A 23,652-nucleotide genomic window follows, 5' to 3' on the forward strand; every position below is an offset into this window, starting at 1 on the left:
CCCGACCCCTTACAGCTTCATCAGGCTGGCGTCGTCGACCGAGGCCGAGTGGCGGGTACGGAACAGCGACACGATGATCGCGAGCCCGACGACGACCTCCGCGGCGGCGACGACCATCGTGAAGAAGGCGATGATCTGGCCGTCGAGGTTGCCGTGCATCCGGGAGAAGGTGACGAACGCGAGGTTGCAGGCGTTCAGCATCAGCTCGATGCACATGAACACCACGATCGCGTTCCGCCGGATCAGCACGCCGGTGGCGCCGACCGTGAACAACAGGGCTGCGAGATACAGGTAGTTGACCGGGTTCACTTCGACGCCTCCTCGGTCCTCTTGAGCGCCGGCCGCTTCTCCTCGGTGCGCTCCAGGCGCTCGGCGGCGTGCTGCTCCAGCGCCTTCAGATCACTGATCGCCTCGTCGGACACATCGCGGATCTGCCCGCGGGCGCGCAGCGTCTTGTTGACGGTCAGCTCGGACGGGGTGCCGTCCGGCAGGAGGCCCGCGATGTCCACCGCGTTGTGCCTGGCGTAGACGCCGGGGGCCGGCAGCGGCGGAACGTGCTTGCCCTCCCGTACGCGCTGCTCGGACAGTTCGCGCTGGGTGCGGGCGCGCTCGGTGCGCTCGCGGTGGGTGAGCACCATGGCGCCGACGGCGGCCGTGATGAGCAGGGCGCCGGTGATTTCGAAGGCGAACACGTACTTGGTGAAGATGAGGGCGGCCAGGCCCTCCACGTTGCCGTTCGCGTTCGCTCTCCCCGTGCCGGCGAAGTCCTTCAGAGAGGCGTTGGCGATGCCCGCGATCAGCAGGATGCCGAAGCCGAGTCCGCACAGGAGGGCCAGCCAGCGCTGACCCTTGATGGTCTCCTTCAGGGAGTCCGCCGCCGTGACGCCGACCAGCATCACCACGAACAGGAACAGCATCATGATCGCGCCGGTGTAGACGACGATCTGTACGATCCCCAGGAAGTAGGCGCCGTTGGCGAGGTAGAACACCGCCAGAACGATCATGGTGCCCGCGAGGCACAGCGCGCTGTGCACGGCCTTCTTCATGAAGACGGTGCCGAGGGCGCCGAGCACCGCGACGGTGCCGAGGACCCAGAACTGGAAGGCCTCTCCGGTGGAGGTGGAGTAGGCCGCGAGATCAGTCATCCGCCGATCACCTTCTTCGACGCCGGCTCGCCCTCGCCGAAGGTGGAGGCGGCCTCCTGCGGGACCTCGCCCTTGGAGACGGCGACCTGGCGCACCGTGCCGGGCGCGGCCTGAGTCACCAGGCCCCGGTAGTAGTCCTGCTCGTCCGTCCCCGGGTAGATGGCGTGAGGCGTGTCCACCATGCCCTCTTCGAGGCCGGCGAGCAGTTGCTCCTTGGTGTAGATGAGGTTGGCGCGGCTGGAGTCGGCCAGCTCGAACTCGTTGGTCATCGTCAGCGCGCGCGTGGGGCACGCCTCGATGCACAGGCCGCACAGGATGCAGCGGGCGTAGTTGATCTGGTACACCCGGCCGTACCGCTCGCCCGGCGAGTAGCGCTCCTCGTCCGTGTTGTCGGCGCCCTCGACGTAGATCGCGTCGGCGGGGCAGGCCCAGGCGCACAGTTCGCAGCCGACGCACTTCTCCAGGCCGTCCGGATGGCGGTTGAGCTGGTGCCGGCCGTGGAACCGCGGAGCCGTGGTCTTCTTCTGCTCCGGGTACTGCTCGGTGAGCCGCTTCTTGAACATGGCCTTGAAGGTCACGCCGAAGCCGGCCACCGGGTTCTGGAAGCCCGGCTTGGTGTCCTTGGGCTCGTCAGCCATCGGACGCCTCCTTTCCATCCGAAGATCCGTCACTGACAGTGTCCGACCCACCACTGACAATAAGCTCCCGCTCCCGGCGCGGGCGGCGCCTCAGCACCGGCGGAAGCGTCTGTCCCGGCAGCGGCGGCACGGGGAATCCGCCCGCCATCGGGTCGAAGGCGGCGGGCTCCTGCGCGGGCCGCTCCGCTTCCGCCTTGGCGCGGAACATGTCGACGACGAACGACAGCAGGAGCAGTGCGAGGACTCCGCCCGCGACGTACAGGGCGATATCGCCGAAACCGTAGTTTTCGTTACGAAGCGCCCGTACGGTCGCGACGAGCATCAGCCAGACCACGGAGACCGGGATGAGGACCTTCCAGCCGAGCTTCATCAGCTGGTCGTAGCGGACGCGCGGGAGCGTGCCGCGCAGCCAGATGAAGAAGAACAGCAGCAGCTGGACCTTGATGACGAACCAGAGCAGCGGCCACCAGCCGTGGTTCGCGCCCGCCCAGAAGGTGCTGATCGGCCAGGGGGCCCGCCAGCCGCCCAGGAAGAGGGTGGTGGACACGGCCGAGACCGTCACCATGTTCACGTACTCGGCGAGCATGAACATCGCGAACTTGATCGACGAGTACTCGGTGTTGAAGCCGCCGACCAGGTCGCCCTCGGACTCCGGCATGTCGAAGGGGGCACGGTTGGTCTCGCCGACCATCGTGACGATGTAGATGATGAACGACACCGGCAGCAGCAGGATGTACCAGCGGTCGTGCTGCGCCTCGACGATCCTCGACGTCGACATCGACCCCGAGTAGAGGAACACCGAGGCGAACGCGGCGCCCATGGCGATCTCGTAGGAGATCATCTGCGCGCAGGAGCGCAGGCCGCCGAGGAGCGGGTAGGTGGAGCCGGAGCTCCAGCCCGCCAGCACGATGCCGTAGATGCCGACCGAGGCCACCGCGAGGATGTAGAGCATCGCGATCGGCAGGTCGGTGAGCTGCATCGTGGTGCGGTGCCCGAAGATCGAGATCTCGTTGCCGGCGGGCCCGAAGGGGATCACCGCGATCGCCATGAAGGCCGGGATGGCCGCGACGATCGGCGCGAGGATGTAGACCACCTTGTCCGCGCGCTTGACGATGAGGTCTTCCTTCAGCATCAGCTTCACGCCGTCGGCGAGCGACTGGAGCATGCCCCAGGGGCCGTGCCGGTTGGGGCCGATGCGCAGCTGCATCCAGGCGACGACCTTGCGCTCCCAGACGATCGAGAACAGCACGGTCACCATCAGGAAGGCGAAGCAGAACACCGCCTTGATGACGACCAGCCACCAGGGATCGTGGCCGAACATCGAGAGGTCTTCAGCGGCGAGGTACGGGCTCATGCCTCCACCTCCTTGGGGGCTTCGGCGGCGGGCGTCGCCGGGCCGATGCGGACGAGGGTGCCGGGCTGCGCCCCGGTGTCGGAGGGGACGCCGCCGCCCGTGGAGTTCATCGGGAGCCACACCACGCGGTCGGGCATCTCGGTGATCTGCAGCGGGAGTTCTACGGTTCCGGACGGGCCGGTCACGGCCAGCAGGTCGCCGTCCTCGACGCCCGCCTCGGCGGCGGTGGCGGCGGACACACGCGCGCGTGCCGCGTGCCGGGTGCCGGCGAGCGCCTCGTCGCCGTCCTGGAGGCGGCCCTGGTCCAGCAGCAGCCGGTGACCGGCGAGCACGGCCTCCCCGGCGGCCGGGCGGGGCAGCTGTGCGCCGATCTCCAGAGGGTTGCCGGCCCGCGGACCGTCCCAGGCGCCGAGCCGGTCCAGCTCGATGCGGACGGTGCGCAGATCGGGCAGCCCCAGATGCACGTCCATCGCGTCGGCGAGCATCTGCAGCACGCGCGCGTCGGTCGGCATCAGCGGGCGGGTCATCTGGTCGGGCTTGAGCGCGGCCTCGAAGAAGCGGGCCCTGCCCTCCCAGTTGAGGAAGGTACCGGCCTTCTCGGCGACCGCCGCGACCGGCAGCACCACGTCCGCGCGCTCGGTGACCTCGCTGGGCCGCAGTTCCAGGGAGACCAGGAAGTCCACCGCGGAGAGTGCTTCACGCGCGCGTGCCGGATCGGGCAGGTCGGCGACCTCGACGCCGGCCACCACCAGGGCGCGCAGTTCGCCCGTGGCCGCGGCCTCGACGATCTGGCCCGTGTCCCGGCCGTAGCGAAGCGGAAGATCGGCCACGCCCCAGGCGGCGGCGACCTCCTCACGCGCGCGGGGATCGGTGGCCGGACGCCCGCCCGGCAGCAGCGAGGGCAGCGCGCCCACCTCGACCGCGCCGCGCTCCCCGGCCCGGCGCGGGATCCACACCAGCCGGGCGCCGGTCGCGGCCGCGGTCCGTACGGCGGCGGTCAGGCCGCCCGCCACGGCGGCGAGGCGTTCACCGACGACGATCACGGCACCCTCGGTGCGCAGCGCCTCCGCGGCACGTACGCCGTCCTCCTCCAGGCCGACCCGTCCGGCCAGCGCGTCCAGCCACTCGGTCTCGGTGCCGGGCGCGGCCGGCAGCAGCGTGCCACCGGCCTTCTGAAGGCCCCGGGTGGCGTGGGTGGCGAGCGCGAAGACCTGCTGCCCGTGCTTGCGCCAGGCCTTGCGCAGCCGCAGGAAGACGCCGGGCGCCTCCTCTTCCGACTCGAACCCGACGAGCAGGACGGCGGGCGCCTCCTCCAGGGAGGTGTACGTGACGCCCGTACCGTCCAGGTCGCGGCCCCGTCCGGCGATCCGGGCGGCCAGGAAGTCGGCCTCCTCGCCGCTGTGTACGCGCGCGCGGAAGTCGATGTCGTTGGTGTCGAGCGCCACGCGCGCGAACTTGCTGTACGCGTAGGCGTCCTCCACGGTGAGGCGGCCACCGGTCAGCACCCCGGCCCGGCCCCGCGCCGCGAGCAGCCCCCGGGCGGCGATGTCGAGCGCCTCCGGCCAGGACGCGGGCTCCAGCTCACCGCTCTCGCGCCGCACCAGCGGCACATCGAGTCGGTCCTTCAGCTGCGCGTACCGGAACGCGAACCGCCCCTTGTCGCAGATCCACTCCTCGTTGACCTCGGGGTCGTAGGCGGCCAGGCGCCGCATGACCTTGCCGCGCCGGTGGTCGGTGCGGGTCGCGCAGCCGCTGGAGCAGTGCTCGCAGATCGAGGGGGACGAGACCAGGTCGAAGGGGCGGGAGCGGAAGCGGTACGCCGCCGAGGTCAGCGCGCCGACCGGGCAGATCTGGATGGTGTTCCCGGAGAAGTACGACTCGAAGGGCTCGCCCTCGCCGGTGCCGACCTGCTGCAGCGCGCCCCGCTCCAGCAGCTCGATCATCGGGTCGCCCGCGATCTGGTGGGAGAACCGGGTGCAGCGGGCGCACAGCACACACCGCTCACGGTCGAGCAGCACCTGCGTGGAGATCGGGACCGGCTTCTCGTAGGTGCGCTTCTTCCCGTCGAAGCGGGACTCGGCGCTGCCGTGCGACATCGCCTGGTTCTGCAGCGGGCACTCGCCGCCCTTGTCGCAGACCGGGCAGTCCAGCGGGTGGTTGATGAGCAGGAGCTCCATCACACCCTTCTGGGCCTTCTCGGCGACGGGCGAGGTGAGGTGGGTCTTCACGACCATCCCGTCCGTACACGTGATCGTGCAGGACGCCATGGGCTTGCGCTGGCCCTCGACCTCGACGATGCACTGGCGGCAGGCACCGGCCGGGTCGAGCAGGGGGTGGTCGCAGAAACGGGGGATCTCGATGCCGAGCTGTTCGGCGGCGCGGATGACCAGGGTGCCCTTGGGCACGCTGATCTCGACGCCGTCGATCGTCAGCGTGACGAGGTCCTCCGGCGGGACCGCCGCCTCTCCCCCACCTGAGGGAGCGCTGGTGGTCACAGTCATGCGGTCACCTCCGCGGGCTTGTCCGCCCAGGCCGTGGACTTGGCCGGGTCGAAGGGGCAGCCCCGGCCCGTGATGTGGTCCTCGTACTCCTCGCGGAAGTACTTGAGGGAGGAGAAGATCGGCGAGGCGGCGCCGTCGCCGAGGGCGCAGAAGGACTTGCCGTTGATGTTGTCGGCGATGTCGGCGAGCTTGTCGAGGTCCGACATCACGCCCTTGCCGGCCTCGATGTCCCGCAGCAACTGCACGAGCCAGTACGTGCCTTCACGGCAGGGCGTGCACTTGCCGCAGGACTCGTGGGCGTAGAACTCGGTCCAGCGGGTGACGGCCCGGACCACGCAGGTCGTCTCGTCGAAGCACTGCAGGGCCTTGGTGCCGAGCATGGAACCGGCGGCGCCCACGTTCTCGTAGTCCAGCGGGACGTCGAGGTGCTCCTCGGTGAACATCGGCGTGGACGAACCGCCCGGCGTCCAGAATTTCAGCCGGTGACCGGGCCGCATGCCGCCGCTCATGTCGAGGAGCTGCCGCAGCGTGATGCCGAGCGGGGCCTCGTACTGGCCGGGGTTGGCCACATGGCCGCTGAGCGAGTACAGCGTGAAGCCGGGCGACTTGTCGGTGCCCATCGACCGGAACCACTCCTTGCCCCGGGTGAAAATGGCGGGAACCGACGCGATCGACTCGACGTTGTTCACCACAGTCGGGCACGCGTAGAGGCCCGCGACCGCAGGGAAGGGGGGACGGAGCCGCGGTTGACCACGGCGGCCTTCGAGCGAGTCGAGCAGTGCGGTCTCCTCACCGCAGATGTACGCGCCCGCGCCCGCGTGCACGGTGACGTCGAGATCGAGCCCGCTGCCGAGGATGTTCGCGCCGAGGTAGCCGGCCGCGTAGGCCTCGCGGACGGCCGAGTGCAACCGCCGCAGCACGGGGACGACCTCACCACGCAGATAGATGAAGGCATGCGACGACCTGATGGCGTAACACGCGATGACGATGCCCTCGATGAGGCTGTGCGGGTTCGCGAAGAGGAGCGGGATGTCCTTGCAGGTTCCGGGCTCCGATTCGTCGGCGTTGACAACGAGATAGTGGGGCTTGCCATCACCCTGGGGAATGAACTGCCACTTCATTCCCGTCGGGAATCCCGCGCCGCCACGCCCGCGCAGTCCGGAGTCCTTGACGTACGCGATCACGTCGTCCGGCGACATGGCGAGCGCCTTGCGGAGCCCCTCGTAGCCGTCGTGCCTGCGGTAGACGTCCAGCGTCCAGGACCTCTCCTCGTCCCAGAAGGCCGACAGCACGGGGACGAGCAGCTTCTCGGGGCTGGTTTCGTTGAGCTCGGGTGCCAAGGTCATCACTGCCCTCCCTCGTCGGCTACGGGCCCGGCCGGGTGGGACGGGTCGGAGGCCGACGTGTCCTGCGGCGCGTCGTGCGAGCTGAGGTGCTCGGCCGGGGACGGCTCGTGCACCGCCGCGTCCCCCGGAGCCTCGTCCCGTGGCTCGTCGTGCGGCCCGCCGTCCCGCGGGTGCACCACGCGTGCGGCGGGGGACTCCCCCTTGGCCAGCCGCAGGCCGACCAGGGAGGCCGGGCCCGCGCTGCCGGTCGCCTCGACGGCTCCGTCCCGTTCGTCGGGGAAGCCGGCCAGCATGCGGGCGGTCTCCTTGAAGGTGCACAGGGGGGCGCCGCGGGTGGGTGCGACCTGCCGTCCCGCGCGCAGGTCGTCGACGAGGCGCCGGGCGGTCTCGGGGGTCTGGTTGTCGAAGAACTCCCAGTTGACCATCACGACCGGTGCGTAGTCGCAGGCCGCGTTGCACTCGATGTGCTCCAGGGTCACCTTGCCGTCGTCGGTGGTCTCGCCGTTGCCGACGCCCAGGTGCTCCTGGAGGGCCTCGAAGATGGCGTCGCCGCCCATGACGGCGCACAGGGTGTTGGTGCACACACCCACCTGGTAGTCACCGGAGGGCCGCCGCCGGTACATGGTGTAGAAGGTGGCGACCGCGGTGACCTCGGCCGTGGTCAGGCCCAGCACCTCGGCGCAGAACCGCATCCCGGTGCGCGTGACATGGCCCTCCTCCGACTGCACCAGGTGCAGCAGCGGCAGGAGGGCGGACCGGGAGTCCGGGTAGCGGGCGACGATCTCGTGCGCGTCCCGCTCCAGCCGGGCCCGTACGTCGTCCGGGTAGTCGGGGGCGGGCAGTTCGGGCATGCCCAGGCTGACGCCCCGCTCCGAAGAAGAGGTGGTCACCGGTCGACGCCTCCCATCACGGGGTCGATGGACGCGACGGCGACGATCACGTCGGCGACCTGGCCGCCCTCGCACATCGCCGCCATGGCCTGCAGGTTGGTGAAGGACGGGTCGCGGAAGTGGACCCGGTAGGGGCGGGTGCCGCCGTCTGAGACGGCGTGCACGCCGAGCTCGCCCTTGGGCGACTCGACCGCCGCGTACGCCTGCCCCGGCGGGACACGGAAGCCCTCGGTCACCAGCTTGAAGTGGTGGATCAGGGCCTCCATGGAGGTGCCCATGATCTTCTTGATGTGGTCCAGGGAGTTGCCGAGCCCGTCCGGTCCGAGGGCCAGCTGGGCGGGCCAGGCGATCTTCTTGTCGGCGACCATGACCGGGCCGGGCTGCAGCCGGTCCAGGCACTGCTCGATGATCCTGACCGACTGGCGCATCTCCTCCAGGCGGATGAGGAAGCGTCCGTAGGCGTCGCAGGTGTCGGCGGTCGGGACGTCGAACTCGTACGTCTCGTAGCCGCAGTAGGGCTGTGCCTTGCGCAGGTCGTGCGGCAGGCCGGCGGAGCGCAGGATCGGTCCGGTGGCGCCCAGGGCCATGCAGCCGGCCAGGTCCAGGTAGCCGATGTCCTGCATACGCGCCTTGAAGATGGGGTTCCCGGTGGCGAGCTTGTCGTACTCCGGGAGGTTCTTCTTCATCTTCTTCACGAACTCGCGGATCTGGTCCACGGCGCCCGACGGCAGGTCCTGGGCGAGTCCGCCGGGGCGGATGTAGGCGTGGTTCATCCTGAGGCCGGTGATCAGCTCGTAGATGTCGAGGATCATCTCCCGGTCCCGGAAGCCGTAGATCATGATCGTGGTGGCGCCCAGCTCCATGCCTCCGGTGGCGATGCACACCAGATGCGAGGAGAGCCGGTTCAGCTCCATCAGGAGCACCCGGATGACCGTGGCGCGGTCGGGTACCTGGTCCTCGATGCCGAGGAGCTTCTCCACGGCGAGGCAGTACGCCGTCTCGTTGAAGAACGGCGTCAGGTAGTCCATGCGCGTCACGAACGTGGTGCCCTGCGTCCACGTGCGGTACTCGAGGTTCTTCTCGATGCCGGTGTGCAGGTAGCCGATGCCGCAGCGGGCCTCGGTGACCGTCTCGCCCTCGATCTCCAGGATGAGCCTGAGCACGCCGTGGGTGGACGGGTGCTGCGGGCCCATGTTGACGATCAGGCGCTCGTCGTCGGCGCGCGAGGCGGACTCGACGACCTCGTCCCAGTCACCGCCGGTGACCGTGTAGACGGTGCCCTCGGTCGTCTCACGCGCGGAGGCAGAGGAGGGGGTGTGCGTGCTCATGAGTACGACCTCCGCTGGTCCGGAGCCGGGATCTGGGCGCCCTTGTACTCGACGGGGATGCCGCCGAGGGGGTAGTCCTTGCGCTGCGGATGGCCCTGCCAGTCGTCCGGCATCATGATCCGCGTCAGCGCCGGGTGGCCGTCGAAGATCAGGCCGAAGAAGTCGTACGTCTCGCGCTCGTGCCAGTCGTTGGTGGGATAGACGGAGACGAGCGACGGGATGTGCGGGTCGGCGTCGGGCGCGCTGACCTCCAGGCGGATCAGCCGGTTGTGGGTGATCGAGCGCAGGTGGTAGACGGCGTGCAGCTCGCGGCCCTTGTCGCCCGGGTAGTGCACTCCGCTCACGCCCGTGCACAGCTCGAAGCGGAGCGCCGGGTCGTCGCGGAGGGTCTGGGCGACGGCGAGCAGGTACTCGCGTTCGATGTGGAAGGTCAGTTCGCCGCGGTCGACGACGGTCTTCTCGATGGCGTTCTCGGGGACGAGGCCCTGCTCCTCCAGGGCGCCCTCGAGCTCGTCGGCGACCTCGTCGAACCAGCCGCCGTAGGGGCGGGTGGCCGGGCCGGGGAGGCGGATCGAGCGGACCAGGCCGCCGTAGCCGGAGGTGTCGCCGCCGTTGTTGGCGCCGAACATGCCGCGCTGGACGCGGATCTCCTCGCCGCCCTCGCCGCGCCGGCCGGGGAGGTTGGCGGCGCCGAGGTCCTTCTCGGGGTTGACGCCGTTGCCGTTGACGCCGTGGCCGTTCACGCCGCCCGGCTGCGTGCCCGCGCCGTTGCCGTTCGCGTCGCTCATCGCAGCAGCCCCTTCATCTCGATCGTCGGCAGGGCCTTGAGCGCCGCTTCCTCCGCCTCACGGGCCGCCTCCTCGGCGTTCACGCCGAGCTTGGAGGACTGGATCTTCTGGTGGAGCTTGAGGATCGCGTCCATCAGCATCTCGGGCCGCGGCGGGCAGCCGGGCAGGTAGATGTCGACCGGGACGATGTGGTCGACGCCCTGGACGATCGCGTAGTTGTTGAACATGCCGCCCGAGGAGGCGCACACGCCCATCGAGATCACCCACTTGGGGTTCGGCATCTGGTCGTAGACCTGCCGAAGGACCGGCGCCATCTTCTGGCTGACCCGGCCCGCGACGATCATCAGGTCCGCCTGGCGGGGCGAGCCGCGGAAGACCTCCATGCCGAAGCGCGCCAGGTCGTAGCGGCCGGCGCCGGTGGTCATCATCTCGATGGCGCAGCAGGCCAGGCCGAAGGTGGCGGGGAAGACCGACGCCTTGCGCACCCAGCCCGCGGCCTGCTCGACGGTGGTCAGAAGGAAACCGCTCGGCAGCTTTTCTTCGAGTCCCATGACGTAAGGCCCCTCAGTCCCATTCCAGGCCGCCGCGCCGCCATACGTACGCGTACGCGACGAAGACGGTGAGCACGAAGAGCAGCATCTCCACGAGCCCGAAGATCCCCAGGGCGTCGAAGGTGACGGCCCAGGGGTAGAGGAAGACGATCTCGATGTCGAAGACGATGAAGAGCATCGCCGTCAGGTAGTACTTGATCGGGAAGCGCCCGCCACCCGCCGGCGTGGGGGTCGGCTCGATACCGCACTCGTAGGCCTCGAGCTTGGCGCGGTTGTACCGCTTCGGACCGATCAGCGTGGCCATGACCACGGAGAAGATCGCAAAGCCTGCCCCGAGGGCTCCCAGTACGAGGATGGGCGCATACGCGTTCACCGCTCCTCGCTCCTCTCAGTCGGCACTGACTGCTGGCGGTTGCGCTGGGCTCGCATCCGCCCCACATGCCCCGAAAGCCCCGCTCGCCCCAGCGAAGATCGCGGACATGTGAAGCAGGTCACAAGCCCAACTGCCGTGCATCTTATGCCCGCGGGTGTGTGATCTGCGACACGGGGGTCGGCACGTACTTTGTGATCTCCACCACCCGGCGAAGGATCATGAAGTCGGATGAGCGGTGATCTACGTACGCGAAGCAGTCGAGTGATCACCAAGAGGTGACATTTTCGCTCGTCTCCGCTGGTCGGGACGGTCGTGCACTATCAAACGGCAAGCTCTCAAAGCAAATTGGCGTTGGACCAGATCCCTTGCTAAGGGAGCGCGTTCACACATCAGAGGGAGGAGCGGGGCGAATGTGGACGTGTGCACGCGTTCACGAGCAGAGGGGTGGCTTCTCGCACAGAGGTGCATGCATTCACAAGCTGCGGGGCAGGCGACGGACCACGGCGATCCGCTGCGCGCGCGTGACGCCTGCATGACGGTGACCGTTCCGTGACCTGCGCCACACCTATGTGAGGGTTCAATAAAGCGGGCTTGGCCATCTGCCCCAACCGATGGTAGGGGCGGAGCAATTCGGTACGTAACGACGAAAGGCCATGATCACAGGCTTGATCGCCGCTGTCCGCTTTGCCCGTTACGGCGTCAATAAAGAACGACACGCCCGGGATTCAGGCCGCCCGTTGAACAACTGTGGCGCACCACACGTTTCTTGAAGGTATGGAGGAGTCCCTGGTACCGCTTGTCCCCATGTCCCACACCGCTCACATACGCAGCCACCGGAAGCCCCGCAATCGCAGCGCGTCGACCATCGCGATGCGGGCCGGAGTCGCCGGTGGTGTCCTCAGCACCCTGGCCGTGGCCGGAGCGTCGGCATCGGCCGACGCCGCAGAGCCGGTGACCCAGACGCTTGAGCTGCCGACCCTGACGGCAGACGTCGCCTCGCAGGTCGCACAGTCCGCGGCGGCCACCCAGCAGGCCGCGGCCAACTACCAGCTGCAGGTCGAGCGTGACGCGGCCGCCGCGAAGGCCGCCAAGCAGGCCCAGGCGGACCTGGCCGCGGCAAAGAAGAAGGAGGCCGAGGCCAAGCGGAAGGCCGAGGCGGAGCGCAAGCAGGCGGAGGCCGCCTCGCGCAGCAGCGAGCGGACCGTTCTCAGCGCCTCGGCCGACGTCTCGACCGGCTCCTCCACGGCCACCGGTTCGGCCGCGGCGGTCGTCGCCTTCGTCAAGGCGCAGATCGGCAAGGCGTACGTGTCCGGCGCCACCGGTCCGTCGGCGTACGACTGCTCCGGACTGGTGCAGACGGCCTTCAAGCAGGTCGGAATCAACCTTCCGCGGGTCTCCCAGGACCAGTCGACCGCCGGCACCCAGGTCTCGCTGAGCAACCTGCAGCCGGGCGACATCCTGTACTGGGGCGGTGCGGGCAGCGCCTACCACGTCGCGGTGTACGTGGGCGACGGCATGTTCGTCGGAGCGCAGAACCCCTCCAGCGGCGTCGGAGAGCACCCGCTGTCCTACGACCCGCCGTCCGGCGCGGTCCGCGTGCTCTGACCGAGCCGTCGTAAAGCGGTACGGGATCGCAGGGCCGCCGCCCCTCGAGGCGGCGGCCCTCCTGGCTCACCCTCAGCCGACCCGGCTCGCCCTCAGCCGGTTCCCCTCACCCCCAGGCGACCCGGCTCGCCCTCAGCCGGTTCCCCTCACCCCCAGCCGACCCGGCTCGCCCTCAGCCGATTCCGCTCACCCCAGCCGATTCCGCTCGCCCCCAGCCGATTCCGCTCATCCCACGTCGAACGTGTTCGGCAGGCCGAGCCGGTAGCGCACCTCGTCGACCCGCTTGAGCGGCTCCAGCTCCGGCGGGCGGTACAGCTCCCAGATCCGGCACCGCTCGGCGTCCGCACCGTCCGCGTCCAGCAGTGCGTTGACGGCCCTGCGCGCCGACTCGTTGGCGCCCTCCATCGTGGCCAGGTCCACATCCGTGCGGACGTAGTCGCCCGCGAGGAAGAAGTTCGGCACGGCCGTCCTCGCCGAGGGACGGTTGTAGAGCGTGCCCGTCGGATGAATGAGGAGCGGCTCGCGGTTCTGCGGGTCGGGGCCACCGAGACCGGTGACCGCGGGATCCATGAACCAGCCGAGACGGTCCTCGTCCCGGAGCGTGGTCTTCCCGGAGTCGTTGAGTCCGTCCTTCAACTGGGCCCACAGCTCGGCGACGATCTCCTCCTTGGTGCACTCGCGGGCCGTCTTGCCGTACAGGATGCCGGGCTTGTCCCACTCCGAGATGATCGCGGACAGGCAGTCCCGGGCCCGACCGTCGCCGTAGTCCCGCGCGAAGTCCCGTACGTCCCAGAACTGGGCCTGCCCGATCCCGGTCACCGACCAGGGTGAGTCCAGGCAGTTGATGTGTCCGTGGACGACGGGCGTGGGCGTGCGCAGATAGAACTGCACGCCGGTCATCCAGTCCGTCTTGAGCGCGTCACACCGGGCGAGCTGCGGGTCGGCGGCGCGTAGGGCGGCGCCCCAGGTGCGGCAGGCGTGCTCGACGGGCATCGCGGAGACGTAGTGGTCGGCCGTGACGGTGCGTTCGTCGCCGCCGTCACGGACGGCGACCCGTACGCCCGTGACGCGTCCGCCCGCGTACCGCACCTCGCGGACCTCGGTGCCGAGCACGAACTCGACCCCAAGGGAGCGCAGGTGCGCGGCCCAGGGGCCGATCCAGGCCTCGCTGGTGGGGGCGTTCAGGACGCGGTCGATGTCGGCGTCGCCGTCCAGGCCGCGGCCGAGCAGGCCCCAGAGGATGAGGGCCTCGATGATGACGCGGCCGACCGTGCGCGTGGACGCGACCTGCGCGCGCGTGGCGACGAGGTTGCGGGTCTGGCCGATGCCGAGGAGGGTCCGGTACTCCTCGCTCATCTCCTCGGCCCGGATGAAGTCCCACCACGAGGTCTTCTCCCACTGGTCCTCGCGGCGGGCGTCGCAGCTGGTGAGGTGGACCAGGAGGCGGTCGGCGAAGTAGGCGGCCTCGTGGGCGGGGAGGTGGGTGGCCAGGTCCAGTACGGAGAGGATCTGGTCGCGGAGCCAGGACGTGGTGATGTCTCCGGGAGCCGGCGGGGTGGTCACCCGGCGCAGCGGGAAGTGCAGGTCGGGGCGGCCCGAGCTGCGGGCGAACAACTCCTCGGTGCCACCTCGGAGGTTGTCGTGGACGCCGTTCGGATTGCCGGGGAAGGGGATGCGCCGCATGGTGTCCGGCAGGTTCCGGTAGAAGCCGGGGAAGAACCGGAAGCCGTGCTCGCCCGGCAGGGGCTTGCGGCCACCGGTCCCGGTGCCGGGCACGTCCATGGAGCGGGCCTTGCCGCCGAGGACGTCGTAGTACTCGTAGACGGTGACGGCATAGCCGCGCTCGGCGAGCTCCTGGGCGGCGCTGAGCCCGGAGACACCCCCGCCGAGCACGGCGACGCGCTTGCCGGTCGCCGCGGTGGCCGTGGTGGACCGTAACGAGAGGGCAGCGGCGGCTGCTCCGGCGCCGGCACCGGTGAGGAAGCGTCTGCGGGTGGGTCCCTGCTGTTCTGTTGTCATGGGCACCGGAGAGTAGGGAGAGACGGACCGCGACGGAAGGTCGCGGCCCGGTCACCCACAGCACCCTCACGTGCCGGTCACCCGTTCATGCCTTCGGGGCCACCTTCGACAGCCCGTTGATCACCCGGTCCATCGCGTCACCGCCCGTCGGGTCGGTCAGGTTGGCCAGCAGCTTCAGGGTGAACCTCATCAGCAGCGGATGCGTCAGGCCCCGCTGCGTGGCGACCTTCATCACCTTCGGGTTGCCGATGAGCTTCACGAAGGCGCGGCCCAGCGTGTAGTAGCCGCCGTAGGTGTCCTTCAGGATCTTCGGGTAGTTGTGCAGGGCGAGTTCGCGCTGGCCGGGGGTGGCGCGGGCCAGGGCCTGGACGATGACGTCCGCCGCGATCTGCCCGGACTCCATGGCGTAGGCGATGCCCTCGCCGTTGAAGGGGTTCACCAGGCCGCCCGCGTCGCCGACGAGCAACAGGCCCTTGGTGTAGTGCGGCTGGCGGTTGAAGGCCATGGGCAGGGCGGCGCCGCGGATCGGGCCGGTCATGTTCTCAGGGGTGTAGCCCCAGTCCTCGGGCATCGAGGCGCACCAGGCCTTGAGCACCTCACGCCAGTCCAGCTCCTTGAAGGAAGCGGAGGTGTTCAGTACGCCCAGACCGACGTTGCTCGTCCCGTCGCCCATGCCGAAGATCCAGCCGTAGCCGGGCAGCAGCCGCTCCTGGCCGCCGCGCCGGTCCCACAGCTCCAGCCAGGACTCCAGGTAGTCGTCGTCGTGGCGTGGGGAGGTGAAGTACGTACGGACCGCGACGCCCATGGGGCGGTCCTCGCGGCGGTGCAGGCCCATCGCCAGCGACAGCCGCGAGGAGTTGCCGTCCGCGGCCACCACCAGCGGCGCGTGGAAGGTGACCTCGCGCTTGTCGTCGCCGAGCTTGGCGTGCACGCCGGTGATCCGGCCGGTGCGGTCGTCGACGATCGGGGCGCCCACGTTGCACCGCTCGTACAGGCGCGCGCCCGCCTTCTGGGCCTGCCGGGCCAGCTGCTCGTCGAAGTCGTCGCGCTTGCGGACGAGCCCGTAGTCCGGATACGAGGCGAGATCCGGCCAGTCGAGCTGGAGCCGCACCCCGCCGCCGATGATGCGCAGACCCTTGTTGCGCAACCAGCCGGCCTCCTCGGAGATGTCGATGCCCATCGCGACCAGCTGCTTGGTGGCGCGCGGCGTGAGGCCGTCGCCGCACACCTTCTCGCGCGGGAACGCCGTCTTCTCCAGCAGCAGGACGTCCAGACCCGCCTTGGCCAGGTAGTACGCGGTGGTGGAACCGGCTGGCCCGGCCCCGACGACGATCACATCGGCGGTGTGTTCGGTAAGGGGCTGGGGCTCGGTCACGGCGGGTTCTCCCCAAGACTCGACGACGGCGACACCAGCGCCGGCCGCAGGCAGTGAGAAGGCCCCGGGGAAAGCGCGGCCAAAACGACGTGCTGACGGGCACTGGACATGGGCAGTCTATTCAGCGTCACCGACCTCCCGGCTGAAGGGCTGCCCCCATGAACCGAGCTCTCCCCGACGTACGGCTGCGCGTCCCCACCGACGAGGACGCCTTCGCCTGGCACCGGGTGTTCGCCGACCCCGAGGTCATGGAGTTCCACGGCGGCAAGGCCGCCGAGCTGTCCGTCTACGAGGAGCTCACCGCCCGCCAGCGTCGGCACGACGCCGAGTACGGCTTCTGTCTGTGGAGCGTGCTCGATGAGTCGGGGGAGGTCATCGGCTTCACGGGCGCGCAGCCGTGGCCGCGCGAGTGGGGCCCGAAGGGCGAGATCGAGATCGGCTGGCGGCTCGGGCGGGCCCACTGGGGCAAGGGGTATGTGACGGCGGCGGCCCGGATGACCCTGGAGCGTGTGCGCGCGGCGGGCGTGAGCAGCGTGGTGGCCATGGTCGACTCCCGCAACGCGCGGTCCATCGCGGTCACACAGCGGCTGGGGATGCGGCTCGCGGAGACCTACCTGACGCCGACGTCACAGCGGGAGGGCCACTGCTACCGCCTCGATCTGTGACCGACAGTCATCGACTGTCACAGAAAGACACCTGACGCTTCCGGGTGGCACCCCTGGCCGGTTACCCTTCCAGTACCGCTGGGGGTGACATCTGTGCCTATACCACCCAAAACACCCGAAGTGCGCGTGCCGCGGCTGATCGGTCTGATGGCGATGGACGCGCGCGAGGCCGCCAAGCAGCAGGGCGTCCTGCTCGCCGCGCCCGACCGGCCCGACTTCCGCCACACCGTCGTCGACTACGTCGTACGGCAGTACCCGCAGCCGGGCGCCGAGGTGCCGCGCGGTGCCGTCGTCACCGTCTGGTTCGACCTCGGCGAGGGCGAGGGCGGCGGAGGAGCGGGCGTACGCGAACCCCGCGTACCGCCACCACCCAGGGGCGGCCTGCAGCGCGAGCTGAACGAGCCGGGCGACCCGTACGCGGTCAGTCCTGCTTGAACCCCCGGTGCAGGGCCACGATCCCGCCGGTGAGGTTCCGCCACGCCACCTTCGACCAGCCCGCCCCGCGCAGCAGCCGCGCGAGGGCCGGCTGGTCGGGCCAGGCGCGGATGGACTCGGCGAGATAGACGTACGCGTCGGGGTTGGACGACACCGCGCGGGCCACCGGCGGCAGCGCACGCATCAGGTACTCGGTGTAGACCGTGCGGAAGGGCGCCCACGTCGGGTGCGAGAACTCGCAGATCACGACCCGCCCGCCGGGCCTGGTCACCCGGTACAGCTCGCGCAGCGCCGCTTCCGTGTCCTGCACGTTGCGCAGCCCGAAGGAGATGGTGACGGCGTCGAAGGTGTCGTCCTTGAACGGCAGCTTCGTCGCGTCGCCGGCGGTGAAGGGCATCCAGGGGTGGCGCTTCTTGCCGACCTGGAGCATGCCGAGCGAGAAGTCGCACGGCACGACGTACGCGCCCGTCCGGGTGAACGGGAGCGACGAGGTCGCCGTGCCCGCCGCGAGGTCCAGGACCTTCTGCGCGGGCCGCGCGTCGACCGCCTTCGCGACCTCCTTGCGCCACAGCCGCGCCTGCCCGAGTGACAGCACGTCGTTCGTCAGGTCGTACCGTTCCGCCACGTCGTCGAACATCGAGGCGACTTCGTGCGGCTGCTTGTCCAGGGATGCGCGGGTCACGGGGCCATTGTGGCAGCAGGGGGTACGGCGTCGTGTCGGCAGCCTCGCCATCGGCGCCGGTGCACCAGGCCTCGCTACCGGCGCCGGTGCACCAGACGTCCGGCGATGACGGTCGCCACGCACGTTCCGGCTCCACGTTCGGCGAGCGCCGCCTCGTCCGGGACGTCGAACACGGCGAACGTGGCGTCCATGCCGACGAGCGGCAGCGGCAGCAAGATCGCCTCCTCCAGGCTCCGCCCGGTCAGCGGATCGAGACGCGGCGGCCCCGTGGGAGCCCCGAACCGCTGCTCGACCGTCAACCCCGCCCGGTACACGGCGTCCACCACGGCGGGGCGCCGCAGGTCCCCCGCCACCGCGACGGTCCCGTACGCCAGCATCCGCTGCACCCCGCGCCGCGCACTGGCGCGCCAGCGGGCCTCACTCAGGGGGAGCGCCGCGAGGGCGTCGCCCGTGATCGGCTCGGTGCCCAGGTCGTCGGCCTCGCGGGGATCCGGGTGGTAGGCGTGCTCCAGCAGTTCGGGGCCGTAGGGATTCACCAACCCGGGGGCGAGCAGCCCCGGCCAACGCCGCACCCGGGCCGTCGGGTGGTCCGCCACCAGTTCCTCGTACGGGCCCACGGCCGCGCACTCCCGGCCGTCGACGAGCACGGCGCCGCCCGGCACGGGAGGCCGTTGCCGGTCCCCCGTCAGCACGAGGTCCGCGGCGTGAATCGTCAGCATCCGAGCCCTAGTCGGACGCCAGCAGCTTCAACTCCGGGTGAGCCGTGCCACCCTCGATCGCCGTCGACGAGATGTGCGACATCACGCGGTCGTCGACCGGGTCGTTGGCAGGGTCCTCGTGGACCACGAGGTGTTCGTACGTCGTCGACCGCTGGGCCGGGACGCGCCCCGCCTTCCGGATCAGGTCGATGATCTCCATGCGGTTGGAGCGGTGCTTGGCGCCCGCCGAGGAGACGACGTTCTCCTCCAGCATGATGGAGCCGAGGTCGTCGGCTCCGTAGTGCAGGGTCAGCTGGCCGACGTCCTTGCCGGTGGTCAGCCAGGAGCCCTGGATGTGCCGGACGTTGTCGAGGAAGAGGCGGGCGATCGCGATCATCCGCAGGTACTCGAAGACGGTCGCCTGGGTGCGGCCCTTCAGATGGTTGTTCTCGGGCTGGTAGGTGTACGGGATGAACGCCCGGAACCCGCCCGTGCGGTCCTGCACGTCGCGGATCATCCGCAGGTGCTCGATGCGTTCGGCGTTGGTCTCGCCCGTGCCCATCAGCATGGTGGAGGTGGACTCCACGCCCAGCCGGTGCGCGGTCTCCATGATCTCCAGCCAGCGCTCGCCGCTCTCCTTCAGCGGCGCGATCGCCTTGCGCGGCCGCTCGGGCAGCAGTTCCGCGCCGGCGCCGGCGAAGGAGTCGAGCCCGGCGGCGTGGATGCGGGAGATGGCCTCGTCCACGGACACGCCCGAGATACGGGCCATGTGCTCCACCTCGGACGCCCCCAGGCTGTGGATGACCAGCTGGGGGAACGCCTCCTTGATGGCCCGGAAGTGCTTCTCGTAGTACTCCACGCCGTAGTCCGGATGGTGGCCGCCCTGGAACATGATCTGGGTGCCGCCGAGTTCCACGGTCTCGGCGCAGCGGCGCAGGATGTCGTCGAGGTCGCGCGTCCAGCCCTTCTCGGTGTCCTTGGGCGCCGCGTAGAAGGCGCAGAACTTGCACGCCGTCACACACACGTTCGTGTAGTTGATGTTGCGCTCGATGATGTACGTCGCGATGTGCTCGATCCCGGCGTACTTGCGGCGGCGTACGGCGTCGGCGGCGGCGCCCAGCGCGTGCAACGGCGCGTCGCGGTACAGCGCGAGCGCTTCCTCGGGGGTGATCCGCCCACCGTCGGCGGCACGGTCGAGCACGGACTGCAGGTCGGCCTTCTCGGTCACCGGGCTCCCTTTCGGCGGGGGTGTGGACGGACACGTATGGGTCGTGAACGGACCGAATCAGCCTACGCCAGCGGTTTTACCAGGCCGCGCTCAGGCCGCGTACGCACCGATGAGCAGCCCGACGAACGCGCCCGCCATGAGGAACGGTCCGAACGGGATCGCGGTCCGCCGCCCGGCGCGCCGGGCGAGGACGAGCCCGAGCCCGTACAGCCCCCCGAACAGGAACCCGGCGAAGGTCCCGAGCACCACGGTCCCCCAGCCGTACCAGCCGAGCACCGCCCCGAGCCCGGGCGCCAGCTTGACGTCCCCGAAGCCCAGGCCGTGCGGGTTGAGGAGGAACAGCAGGAAGTACGCGCCGCCCAGCACCAGTGCGCCGAGCAGTGCGGTGCGCCACCGTCCCGCGTGTTCGGGCGCCAGCGCGGCCAGCCCCAGCAGGGCGGGGGCCGCTCCGGCCAGCGGCAGGGTCAGGACGTCCGGCAGGCGCTGCACCCGGAAGTCCACGATGGTCAGCAGAACGCCCACGGGGGCGAGCAGCAGCCACACGGCCAACTCCGGGCGGGTGCCGGTGGCGAGTGCGAGCACCCCGCACACCAGTGCGGTGACCGCGCCCACGAGCACCGTCCCGGGGCCGTACGCCCGCCCGTCCGCGCACCGCGCCCGCCCGACCCATCCGCCGACCGGGTGCCCGTCCGGGCACCGGTCCCGCCACGGCTGCCCGGGCTCGACGGACAGCCGGTACGCGGCCCGGGGCACCAGCGCACCGGCCGCCGCACCCCACACCGCGGCCCCGACGGCCGCCCAGAGGTCCAGATCCACCCGGACAGCGTAGGGACCGAGCGGTGAACTCCCCTACTGCTCTAGCAGCTTCACCTTCACGTCCGCCGGGAATCCGGTCGTGGGGCCGACCCGGCGGGCGAACTCGGCGACCGCCTCCAGTTGCGGTCCCCCGAAGCTGAAGTCGAGGGTCGTGAAGTACCGCTCCAGAACCTCCTCGTCGAAGGCCTCCCAGCGCGCCGCCTGTTCCGCGACCTTGCCGACCTCCTCCAGCGACAGGTTGCGGGAGGCGAGGAAGGCCTCGTGCACCTTGCGGGTGATGAGCGGCTCCCGCTCCAGGTAGTCGCGCCGGGCCGCCCACACCGCGAAGACGAACGGCAGGCCCGTCCACTCCTTCCACAGCGTGCCGAGGTCGTGCACGTCCAGGCCGTAGCGCGGTCCGTCGATGAGGTTGGCGCGCAGGGCGGCGTCGCCGATCAGCACGGCCGCCTCGGCCTCCTGCATCATCAGGCTGAGGTCGGGCGGGCAGGTGTAGTAGTCCGGCTTCACCCCGTACCGCTCGGCGAGCAGCAGCTGGGCGAGGCGTACGGAGGTCCGCGAGGTGGAGCCGAGGGCGACCCGGGCGCCGTCCAGCCGGTCCAGCGGGACCTGGGAGACGATCACGCACGACATGACCGGGCCGTCGCAGCCGACCGCGATGTCGGGGAAGGCGACCAGGTCGTCGGCGTTCCTGAGGAACTCGACCAGGGTGATCGGACCGATGTCGAGGTCGCCCTTCACGAGCTGCTCGCTGAGCTTCTCGGGCGTGTCCTTGGTCAGGTCGAAGTCGAGGAGGGTGCCGGTTCTCGCGAGCCCCCAGTACAGGGGCAGGCAGTTGAGGAACTGGATGTGGCCGACGCGCGGCCGGGTGCGAGAATTGTCCACATCGCGAGACTAGCTCCCACCCCATACGGCGCCGTCTTCACCCCTGCTGTCAAGGGTCCCCGGATCATTCAAACGTACGGGTGACGTGATCTTGACCTCTATTGCTTTCGGCTCCCCACGTGCTAAGCTCGCAGCAAGTTGCAGTTTGGTTTCCTTGCAGTACAGAGCCTGCGGAGCATGTGACCGCGGGCTCTCGTCGTTTTCAGACATATGCAGTTGTGCGGCGGTTCCGTTTTCACACTTGCAGTTCTGGAGCAGGGCGACCCTTTGGGCCCAAGGAGGGCTTATGGCTACCGGAACCGTGAAGTGGTTCAACGCCGAGAAGGGCTTTGGCTTCATCGCCCAGGAAGGCGGCGGCCCGGACGTCTTCGTCCACTACTCCGCGATCAACGCGAACGGCTTCCGTTCCCTCGAGGAGAACCAGCAGGTTTCCTTCGACGTGACGCAGGGGCCGAAGGGCCCGCAGGCGGAGAACGTCACCGCGATCTGAGATCGCTGAGTCCCCGATCCAGAACTGAGAGCAGTACCCAAGGAGCCCCGCGCCATTTGGCGGCGGGGCTCCTGCCTTTCGGTGAATTCTTTGCGAATTCACCGGGACGCCCCGGTCTCCGCCCGAGAGCCGCGCGCGTTCAGACGTGCTGCATGACGAGCACGAAGGCGCTTCCGGGCGCCAGCGCCTCGTACGAGTGGGCGACGTCACCGCGGAACGCCATGTAGTCCCCGGGACCCAGCTCCACCTCCGCGCCGCGCGGCCCGGCGAGCACCCGCCCCCCGCTCACCACCAAGTGCTCGACGCTGCCCGGGATATGGGGTTCGGACACGCGCGCGGGCCCCGGCTCCAGCCGGATGTGGTAGAGGTCCCGGCGCGCGCCGGGCGGGCTCGCGGACAGCAGGGTCGCCGCGTAGCCGGCCTGCTCCGAGTGCACGGTCGGGCCCTGGCCGGCGCGGATCACCTGAACGGCCGGGGCGGGCGGTTCGACCAGCGCGCTGAACGGCACACCGAGCGCGACGCCGAGCGACCACAAGGTCTCCACGCTGGGATTGCCGCCCGCCGCCTCCAGCTGGGACAGCGTGGACTTCGCGATGCCGGCGCGCTTGGCGAGCTCGGAGAGGGAGAGCCCGGCACGGGCGCGCTCCCGGCGCAGAGCGGTGGCGATCCATTCCAGCGGGAGGCGGGGCGGTGGGGTGGCGGTGTCGTCGGTCATCGGGCGTTCGCTCCGTCGGTACGTTCGTTCGTGTTGACGAACAGAGAGGCTACTGTCCATTGTAGAAAACATGCGTTCGCTCTTCCGAACACCCGACCTGTTCAGGACTCCGGATCTGCTCCGCCGACCGCCGGCCGTGGACCGTGCCCTGCTCCGCGACATCTCCCTCGTCTGCCTCACCAGTGGTGTGGTCGGCGTGTCGTTCGGGACGATCGCGGTCGCGGGCGGGCTGCCGGTGTGGGTACCGGTGGTGATGTCGCTGGTGGTGTACGCCGGCTCCGCCCAGTTCAGCGCGGTGGGGATCCTGCTCGCCGGGGGCGGCCCGGTGGCCGCGGCGGCGACGGGCCTGCTGCTGAACACCCGCACGGCGGCGTTCAGCCTCGCGGTGCCGGACGTACTGGGCGACGGGGGACGCGCGGCCCGGTTCCTGGGCGCTCACCTGGTGACCGACGAGACGGCGGCCTTCGCCCTGGCCCAGCGGGACCCGGCGCGGCGCCGGGCGGCGTTCTGGATCTCCGGGATCGGGATGTACACGGTGTGGAACCTGTCCGTGCTCGGCGGCGCCCTGGCCGGCGGCGCGCTCGGCGACACCGGCACCTTCGGGCTGGACGCCGCCTTCCCCGCCGTCCTGGCCGCGCTGGTCCTCCCGTCCGTACGGCACGACGCGGGCGTACGGCGGGCCGCGCTGGCCGGCGGTGCGGTGGCCCTCGCGGTCACGCCGTTCGTGCCGGCCGGACTGCCGGTGCTGCTGGCACTGGCCGGGCTGCTCGCGCTGGGGGGACAGGACTCGGGGAGGCGGGCATGACGGCGACGCTCGCCGCGATCGTGGCGCTGGCCGTGGGGACGTACGCCTTCCGGCTGGCGGGCCCGCTGCTGCACGGCCGCATCGAACTCCCCGACCGCCTCCAGCGGTTGCTCTCGGCGGGTGCGGTGGTGCTGCTGGTCGCGCTGCTGGCGACGGGCGCGCTCACCGAGTCGGGCGGCTTCGCCGGGTGGGCGCGCCCGGCCGGGGTCCTGGTGGGCCTGGGCCTGGCGTGGCGGCGGGCGCCGTTCGTGGTCGTCGTGCTGGGCGCCGCGGCCACGACGGCCCTGCTGCGGGCGGCCGGGGTGGCCTGACCGCCCGGCCGG

At 70.2% G+C, this 23,652-nt stretch carries 25 protein-coding genes; 6 read left to right on the plus strand and 19 right to left on the minus strand.

The window, feature by feature from the left end; all coding sequences use genetic code 11:
- Positions 1-9: 9 nt before the first annotated feature.
- The 11 genes from nuoK to ACFYZJ_RS33370 are packed head-to-tail and all read right to left on the minus strand — an operon-like array spanning position 10 to position 10,914.
- Positions 10-309 (minus strand): NADH-quinone oxidoreductase subunit NuoK, encoded by a 300-nt coding sequence (gene nuoK, locus ACFYZJ_RS33320; protein WP_388574350.1) that lies wholly within the window; start codon positions 307-309, stop codon positions 10-12.
- The gene (locus tag ACFYZJ_RS33325; protein ID WP_388574353.1) at positions 306-1,145 is read right to left on the minus strand and encodes an NADH-quinone oxidoreductase subunit J; all 840 of its coding nucleotides are present in this window, start codon (positions 1,143-1,145) and stop codon (positions 306-308) included. The genes nuoK and ACFYZJ_RS33325 overlap by 4 nt, the downstream gene beginning before the upstream one ends.
- Positions 1,142-1,783 carry an NADH-quinone oxidoreductase subunit NuoI gene (nuoI, locus tag ACFYZJ_RS33330; RefSeq protein ID WP_388574355.1) on the minus strand — a complete coding sequence of 214 codons (642 nt, stop codon included), beginning with the start codon at positions 1,781-1,783 and terminating at the stop codon, positions 1,142-1,144. The genes ACFYZJ_RS33325 and nuoI overlap by 4 nt, the downstream gene beginning before the upstream one ends.
- Complete coding sequence (nuoH, locus tag ACFYZJ_RS33335) at positions 1,776-3,137, minus strand: NADH-quinone oxidoreductase subunit NuoH (protein ID WP_388574358.1); 1,362 nt, start codon at positions 3,135-3,137, stop codon at positions 1,776-1,778. Before nuoH ends, nuoI begins: the two co-directional genes overlap by 8 nt.
- Positions 3,134-5,638 carry an NADH-quinone oxidoreductase subunit G gene (locus tag ACFYZJ_RS33340; protein ID WP_388574361.1) on the minus strand — a complete coding sequence of 835 codons (2,505 nt, stop codon included), beginning with the start codon at positions 5,636-5,638 and terminating at the stop codon, positions 3,134-3,136. The genes nuoH and ACFYZJ_RS33340 overlap by 4 nt, the downstream gene beginning before the upstream one ends.
- Positions 5,635-6,984 (minus strand): NADH-quinone oxidoreductase subunit NuoF, encoded by a 1,350-nt coding sequence (nuoF, locus tag ACFYZJ_RS33345; RefSeq protein WP_388574364.1) that lies wholly within the window; start codon positions 6,982-6,984, stop codon positions 5,635-5,637. Before nuoF ends, ACFYZJ_RS33340 begins: the two co-directional genes overlap by 4 nt.
- On the minus strand, positions 6,984-7,874 hold the full coding sequence (gene nuoE, locus ACFYZJ_RS33350; RefSeq protein WP_388574367.1) for an NADH-quinone oxidoreductase subunit NuoE: 891 nt from the start codon (positions 7,872-7,874) through the stop codon (positions 6,984-6,986). Before nuoE ends, nuoF begins: the two co-directional genes overlap by 1 nt.
- On the minus strand, positions 7,871-9,202 hold the full coding sequence (locus tag ACFYZJ_RS33355; protein ID WP_388574370.1) for an NADH-quinone oxidoreductase subunit D: 1,332 nt from the start codon (positions 9,200-9,202) through the stop codon (positions 7,871-7,873). Before ACFYZJ_RS33355 ends, nuoE begins: the two co-directional genes overlap by 4 nt.
- A complete protein-coding gene (locus ACFYZJ_RS33360) occupies positions 9,199-9,990 on the minus strand; it encodes an NADH-quinone oxidoreductase subunit C (RefSeq protein WP_388574372.1) in 792 nt (263 codons plus the stop codon). Before ACFYZJ_RS33360 ends, ACFYZJ_RS33355 begins: the two co-directional genes overlap by 4 nt.
- A complete protein-coding gene (locus tag ACFYZJ_RS33365) occupies positions 9,987-10,541 on the minus strand; it encodes an NADH-quinone oxidoreductase subunit B family protein (RefSeq protein WP_007383964.1) in 555 nt (184 codons plus the stop codon). Before ACFYZJ_RS33365 ends, ACFYZJ_RS33360 begins: the two co-directional genes overlap by 4 nt.
- A gap of 13 nt (positions 10,542-10,554) precedes the next feature.
- Complete coding sequence (locus tag ACFYZJ_RS33370) at positions 10,555-10,914, minus strand: NADH-quinone oxidoreductase subunit A (RefSeq protein ID WP_003992243.1); 360 nt, start codon at positions 10,912-10,914, stop codon at positions 10,555-10,557.
- Between the two features lie 804 nt (positions 10,915-11,718).
- Here ACFYZJ_RS33370 and ACFYZJ_RS33375 point away from each other — a divergent pair.
- On the plus strand, positions 11,719-12,519 hold the full coding sequence (locus ACFYZJ_RS33375; protein WP_388574376.1) for a C40 family peptidase: 801 nt from the start codon (positions 11,719-11,721) through the stop codon (positions 12,517-12,519).
- A 225-nt stretch (positions 12,520-12,744) separates the two neighbouring features.
- On the opposite strand, the gene ACFYZJ_RS33380 is transcribed toward ACFYZJ_RS33375, so the two are convergent.
- Both ACFYZJ_RS33380 and ACFYZJ_RS33385 read right to left on the minus strand, forming a co-directional pair.
- The gene (locus ACFYZJ_RS33380) at positions 12,745-14,538 is read right to left on the minus strand and encodes an FAD-dependent oxidoreductase (protein ID WP_388574378.1); all 1,794 of its coding nucleotides are present in this window, start codon (positions 14,536-14,538) and stop codon (positions 12,745-12,747) included.
- An 85-nt stretch (positions 14,539-14,623) separates the two neighbouring features.
- On the minus strand, positions 14,624-15,913 hold the full coding sequence (locus ACFYZJ_RS33385; RefSeq protein ID WP_388574381.1) for a geranylgeranyl reductase family protein: 1,290 nt from the start codon (positions 15,911-15,913) through the stop codon (positions 14,624-14,626).
- 158 nt (positions 15,914-16,071) lie between these two features.
- On the opposite strand from ACFYZJ_RS33385, the gene ACFYZJ_RS33390 reads away from it, so the two are divergent.
- Complete coding sequence (locus ACFYZJ_RS33390) at positions 16,072-16,578, plus strand: GNAT family N-acetyltransferase (protein ID WP_388574385.1); 507 nt, start codon at positions 16,072-16,074, stop codon at positions 16,576-16,578.
- A 93-nt stretch (positions 16,579-16,671) separates the two neighbouring features.
- Positions 16,672-17,013: a PASTA domain-containing protein gene (locus tag ACFYZJ_RS33395; RefSeq protein ID WP_388574388.1), complete on the plus strand. Its 342-nt coding sequence runs from the start codon at positions 16,672-16,674 to the stop codon at positions 17,011-17,013.
- Here the strand turns inward: ACFYZJ_RS33395 and ACFYZJ_RS33400 are convergent.
- The 5 genes from ACFYZJ_RS33400 to ACFYZJ_RS33420 all read right to left on the minus strand — a co-directional run bounded on the left by ACFYZJ_RS33400 (position 17,000) and on the right by ACFYZJ_RS33420 (position 21,319).
- Entirely contained in the window at positions 17,000-17,695 is a 696-nt protein-coding gene (locus tag ACFYZJ_RS33400) for a demethylmenaquinone methyltransferase (RefSeq protein ID WP_388574391.1), read from the minus strand. The two genes, ACFYZJ_RS33395 and ACFYZJ_RS33400, sit on opposite strands and share 14 nt — an antisense overlap.
- A gap of 74 nt (positions 17,696-17,769) precedes the next feature.
- Positions 17,770-18,414, minus strand: coding sequence for a hypothetical protein (locus ACFYZJ_RS33405; protein ID WP_388574394.1), 645 nt, complete (start codon positions 18,412-18,414; stop codon positions 17,770-17,772).
- A gap of 7 nt (positions 18,415-18,421) precedes the next feature.
- Positions 18,422-19,621: a cyclic dehypoxanthinyl futalosine synthase gene (gene mqnC / locus ACFYZJ_RS33410; protein ID WP_388574397.1), complete on the minus strand. Its 1,200-nt coding sequence runs from the start codon at positions 19,619-19,621 to the stop codon at positions 18,422-18,424.
- A 90-nt stretch (positions 19,622-19,711) separates the two neighbouring features.
- Positions 19,712-20,437 (minus strand): prepilin peptidase, encoded by a 726-nt coding sequence (locus tag ACFYZJ_RS33415; protein WP_388574400.1) that lies wholly within the window; start codon positions 20,435-20,437, stop codon positions 19,712-19,714.
- A gap of 33 nt (positions 20,438-20,470) precedes the next feature.
- On the minus strand, positions 20,471-21,319 hold the full coding sequence (locus tag ACFYZJ_RS33420) for a menaquinone biosynthetic enzyme MqnA/MqnD family protein (RefSeq protein ID WP_388574402.1): 849 nt from the start codon (positions 21,317-21,319) through the stop codon (positions 20,471-20,473).
- 286 nt (positions 21,320-21,605) lie between these two features.
- On the opposite strand from ACFYZJ_RS33420, the gene ACFYZJ_RS33425 reads away from it, so the two are divergent.
- The gene (locus ACFYZJ_RS33425) at positions 21,606-21,809 is read left to right on the plus strand and encodes a cold-shock protein (protein WP_043442843.1); all 204 of its coding nucleotides are present in this window, start codon (positions 21,606-21,608) and stop codon (positions 21,807-21,809) included.
- Positions 21,810-21,948: 139 nt separating this feature from the next.
- Here the strand turns inward: ACFYZJ_RS33425 and ACFYZJ_RS33430 are convergent, their stop codons facing one another.
- Entirely contained in the window at positions 21,949-22,524 is a 576-nt protein-coding gene (locus ACFYZJ_RS33430) for a helix-turn-helix domain-containing protein (RefSeq protein WP_388574406.1), read from the minus strand.
- Positions 22,525-22,594: 70 nt separating this feature from the next.
- Here ACFYZJ_RS33430 and ACFYZJ_RS33435 point away from each other — a divergent pair, with 70 nt between their 5' ends.
- Positions 22,595-23,329, plus strand: coding sequence for an AzlC family ABC transporter permease (locus ACFYZJ_RS33435; RefSeq protein ID WP_388574408.1), 735 nt, complete (start codon positions 22,595-22,597; stop codon positions 23,327-23,329).
- Positions 23,326-23,640, plus strand: a complete 315-nt coding sequence (locus tag ACFYZJ_RS33440) for an AzlD domain-containing protein (RefSeq protein ID WP_388574409.1) — start codon at positions 23,326-23,328, stop codon at positions 23,638-23,640. Before ACFYZJ_RS33435 ends, ACFYZJ_RS33440 begins: the two co-directional genes overlap by 4 nt.
- Positions 23,641-23,652 lie beyond the last annotated feature (12 nt).

It is taken from the genome of Streptomyces sp. NPDC001848 (assembly GCF_042891915.1).
Classification (GTDB): domain Bacteria; phylum Actinomycetota; class Actinomycetes; order Streptomycetales; family Streptomycetaceae; genus Streptomyces.

Bases quoted from the DNA above. Each gene is read 5' to 3' on its own strand.
- ACFYZJ_RS33325 (WP_388574353.1), bottom strand. From the start codon at position 1,145: ATGACTGATCTCGCGGCCTACTCCACCTCCACCGGAGAGGCCTTCCAG.
- nuoI (WP_388574355.1), bottom strand. From the start codon at position 1,783: ATGGCTGACGAGCCCAAGGACACCAAGCCGGGCTTCCAGAACCCGGTG.
- nuoH (WP_388574358.1), bottom strand. From the start codon at position 3,137: ATGAGCCCGTACCTCGCCGCTGAAGACCTCTCGATGTTCGGCCACGAT.
- ACFYZJ_RS33340 (WP_388574361.1), bottom strand. From the start codon at position 5,638: ATGACTGTGACCACCAGCGCTCCCTCAGGTGGGGGAGAGGCGGCGGTC.
- nuoF (WP_388574364.1), bottom strand. From the start codon at position 6,984: ATGACCTTGGCACCCGAGCTCAACGAAACCAGCCCCGAGAAGCTGCTC.
- ACFYZJ_RS33355 (WP_388574370.1), bottom strand. From the start codon at position 9,202: ATGAGCACGCACACCCCCTCCTCTGCCTCCGCGCGTGAGACGACCGAG.
- ACFYZJ_RS33360 (WP_388574372.1), bottom strand. From the start codon at position 9,990: ATGAGCGACGCGAACGGCAACGGCGCGGGCACGCAGCCGGGCGGCGTG.
- ACFYZJ_RS33365 (WP_007383964.1), bottom strand. From the start codon at position 10,541: ATGGGACTCGAAGAAAAGCTGCCGAGCGGTTTCCTTCTGACCACCGTC.
- ACFYZJ_RS33375 (WP_388574376.1), top strand. From the start codon at position 11,719: ATGTCCCACACCGCTCACATACGCAGCCACCGGAAGCCCCGCAATCGC.
- ACFYZJ_RS33380 (WP_388574378.1), bottom strand. From the start codon at position 14,538: ATGACAACAGAACAGCAGGGACCCACCCGCAGACGCTTCCTCACCGGT.
- ACFYZJ_RS33390 (WP_388574385.1), top strand. From the start codon at position 16,072: ATGAACCGAGCTCTCCCCGACGTACGGCTGCGCGTCCCCACCGACGAG.
- ACFYZJ_RS33405 (WP_388574394.1), bottom strand. From the start codon at position 18,414: ATGCTGACGATTCACGCCGCGGACCTCGTGCTGACGGGGGACCGGCAA.
- ACFYZJ_RS33425 (WP_043442843.1), top strand. From the start codon at position 21,606: ATGGCTACCGGAACCGTGAAGTGGTTCAACGCCGAGAAGGGCTTTGGC.
- ACFYZJ_RS33430 (WP_388574406.1), bottom strand. From the start codon at position 22,524: ATGACCGACGACACCGCCACCCCACCGCCCCGCCTCCCGCTGGAATGG.
- ACFYZJ_RS33435 (WP_388574408.1), top strand. From the start codon at position 22,595: ATGCGTTCGCTCTTCCGAACACCCGACCTGTTCAGGACTCCGGATCTG.
- ACFYZJ_RS33440 (WP_388574409.1), top strand. From the start codon at position 23,326: ATGACGGCGACGCTCGCCGCGATCGTGGCGCTGGCCGTGGGGACGTAC.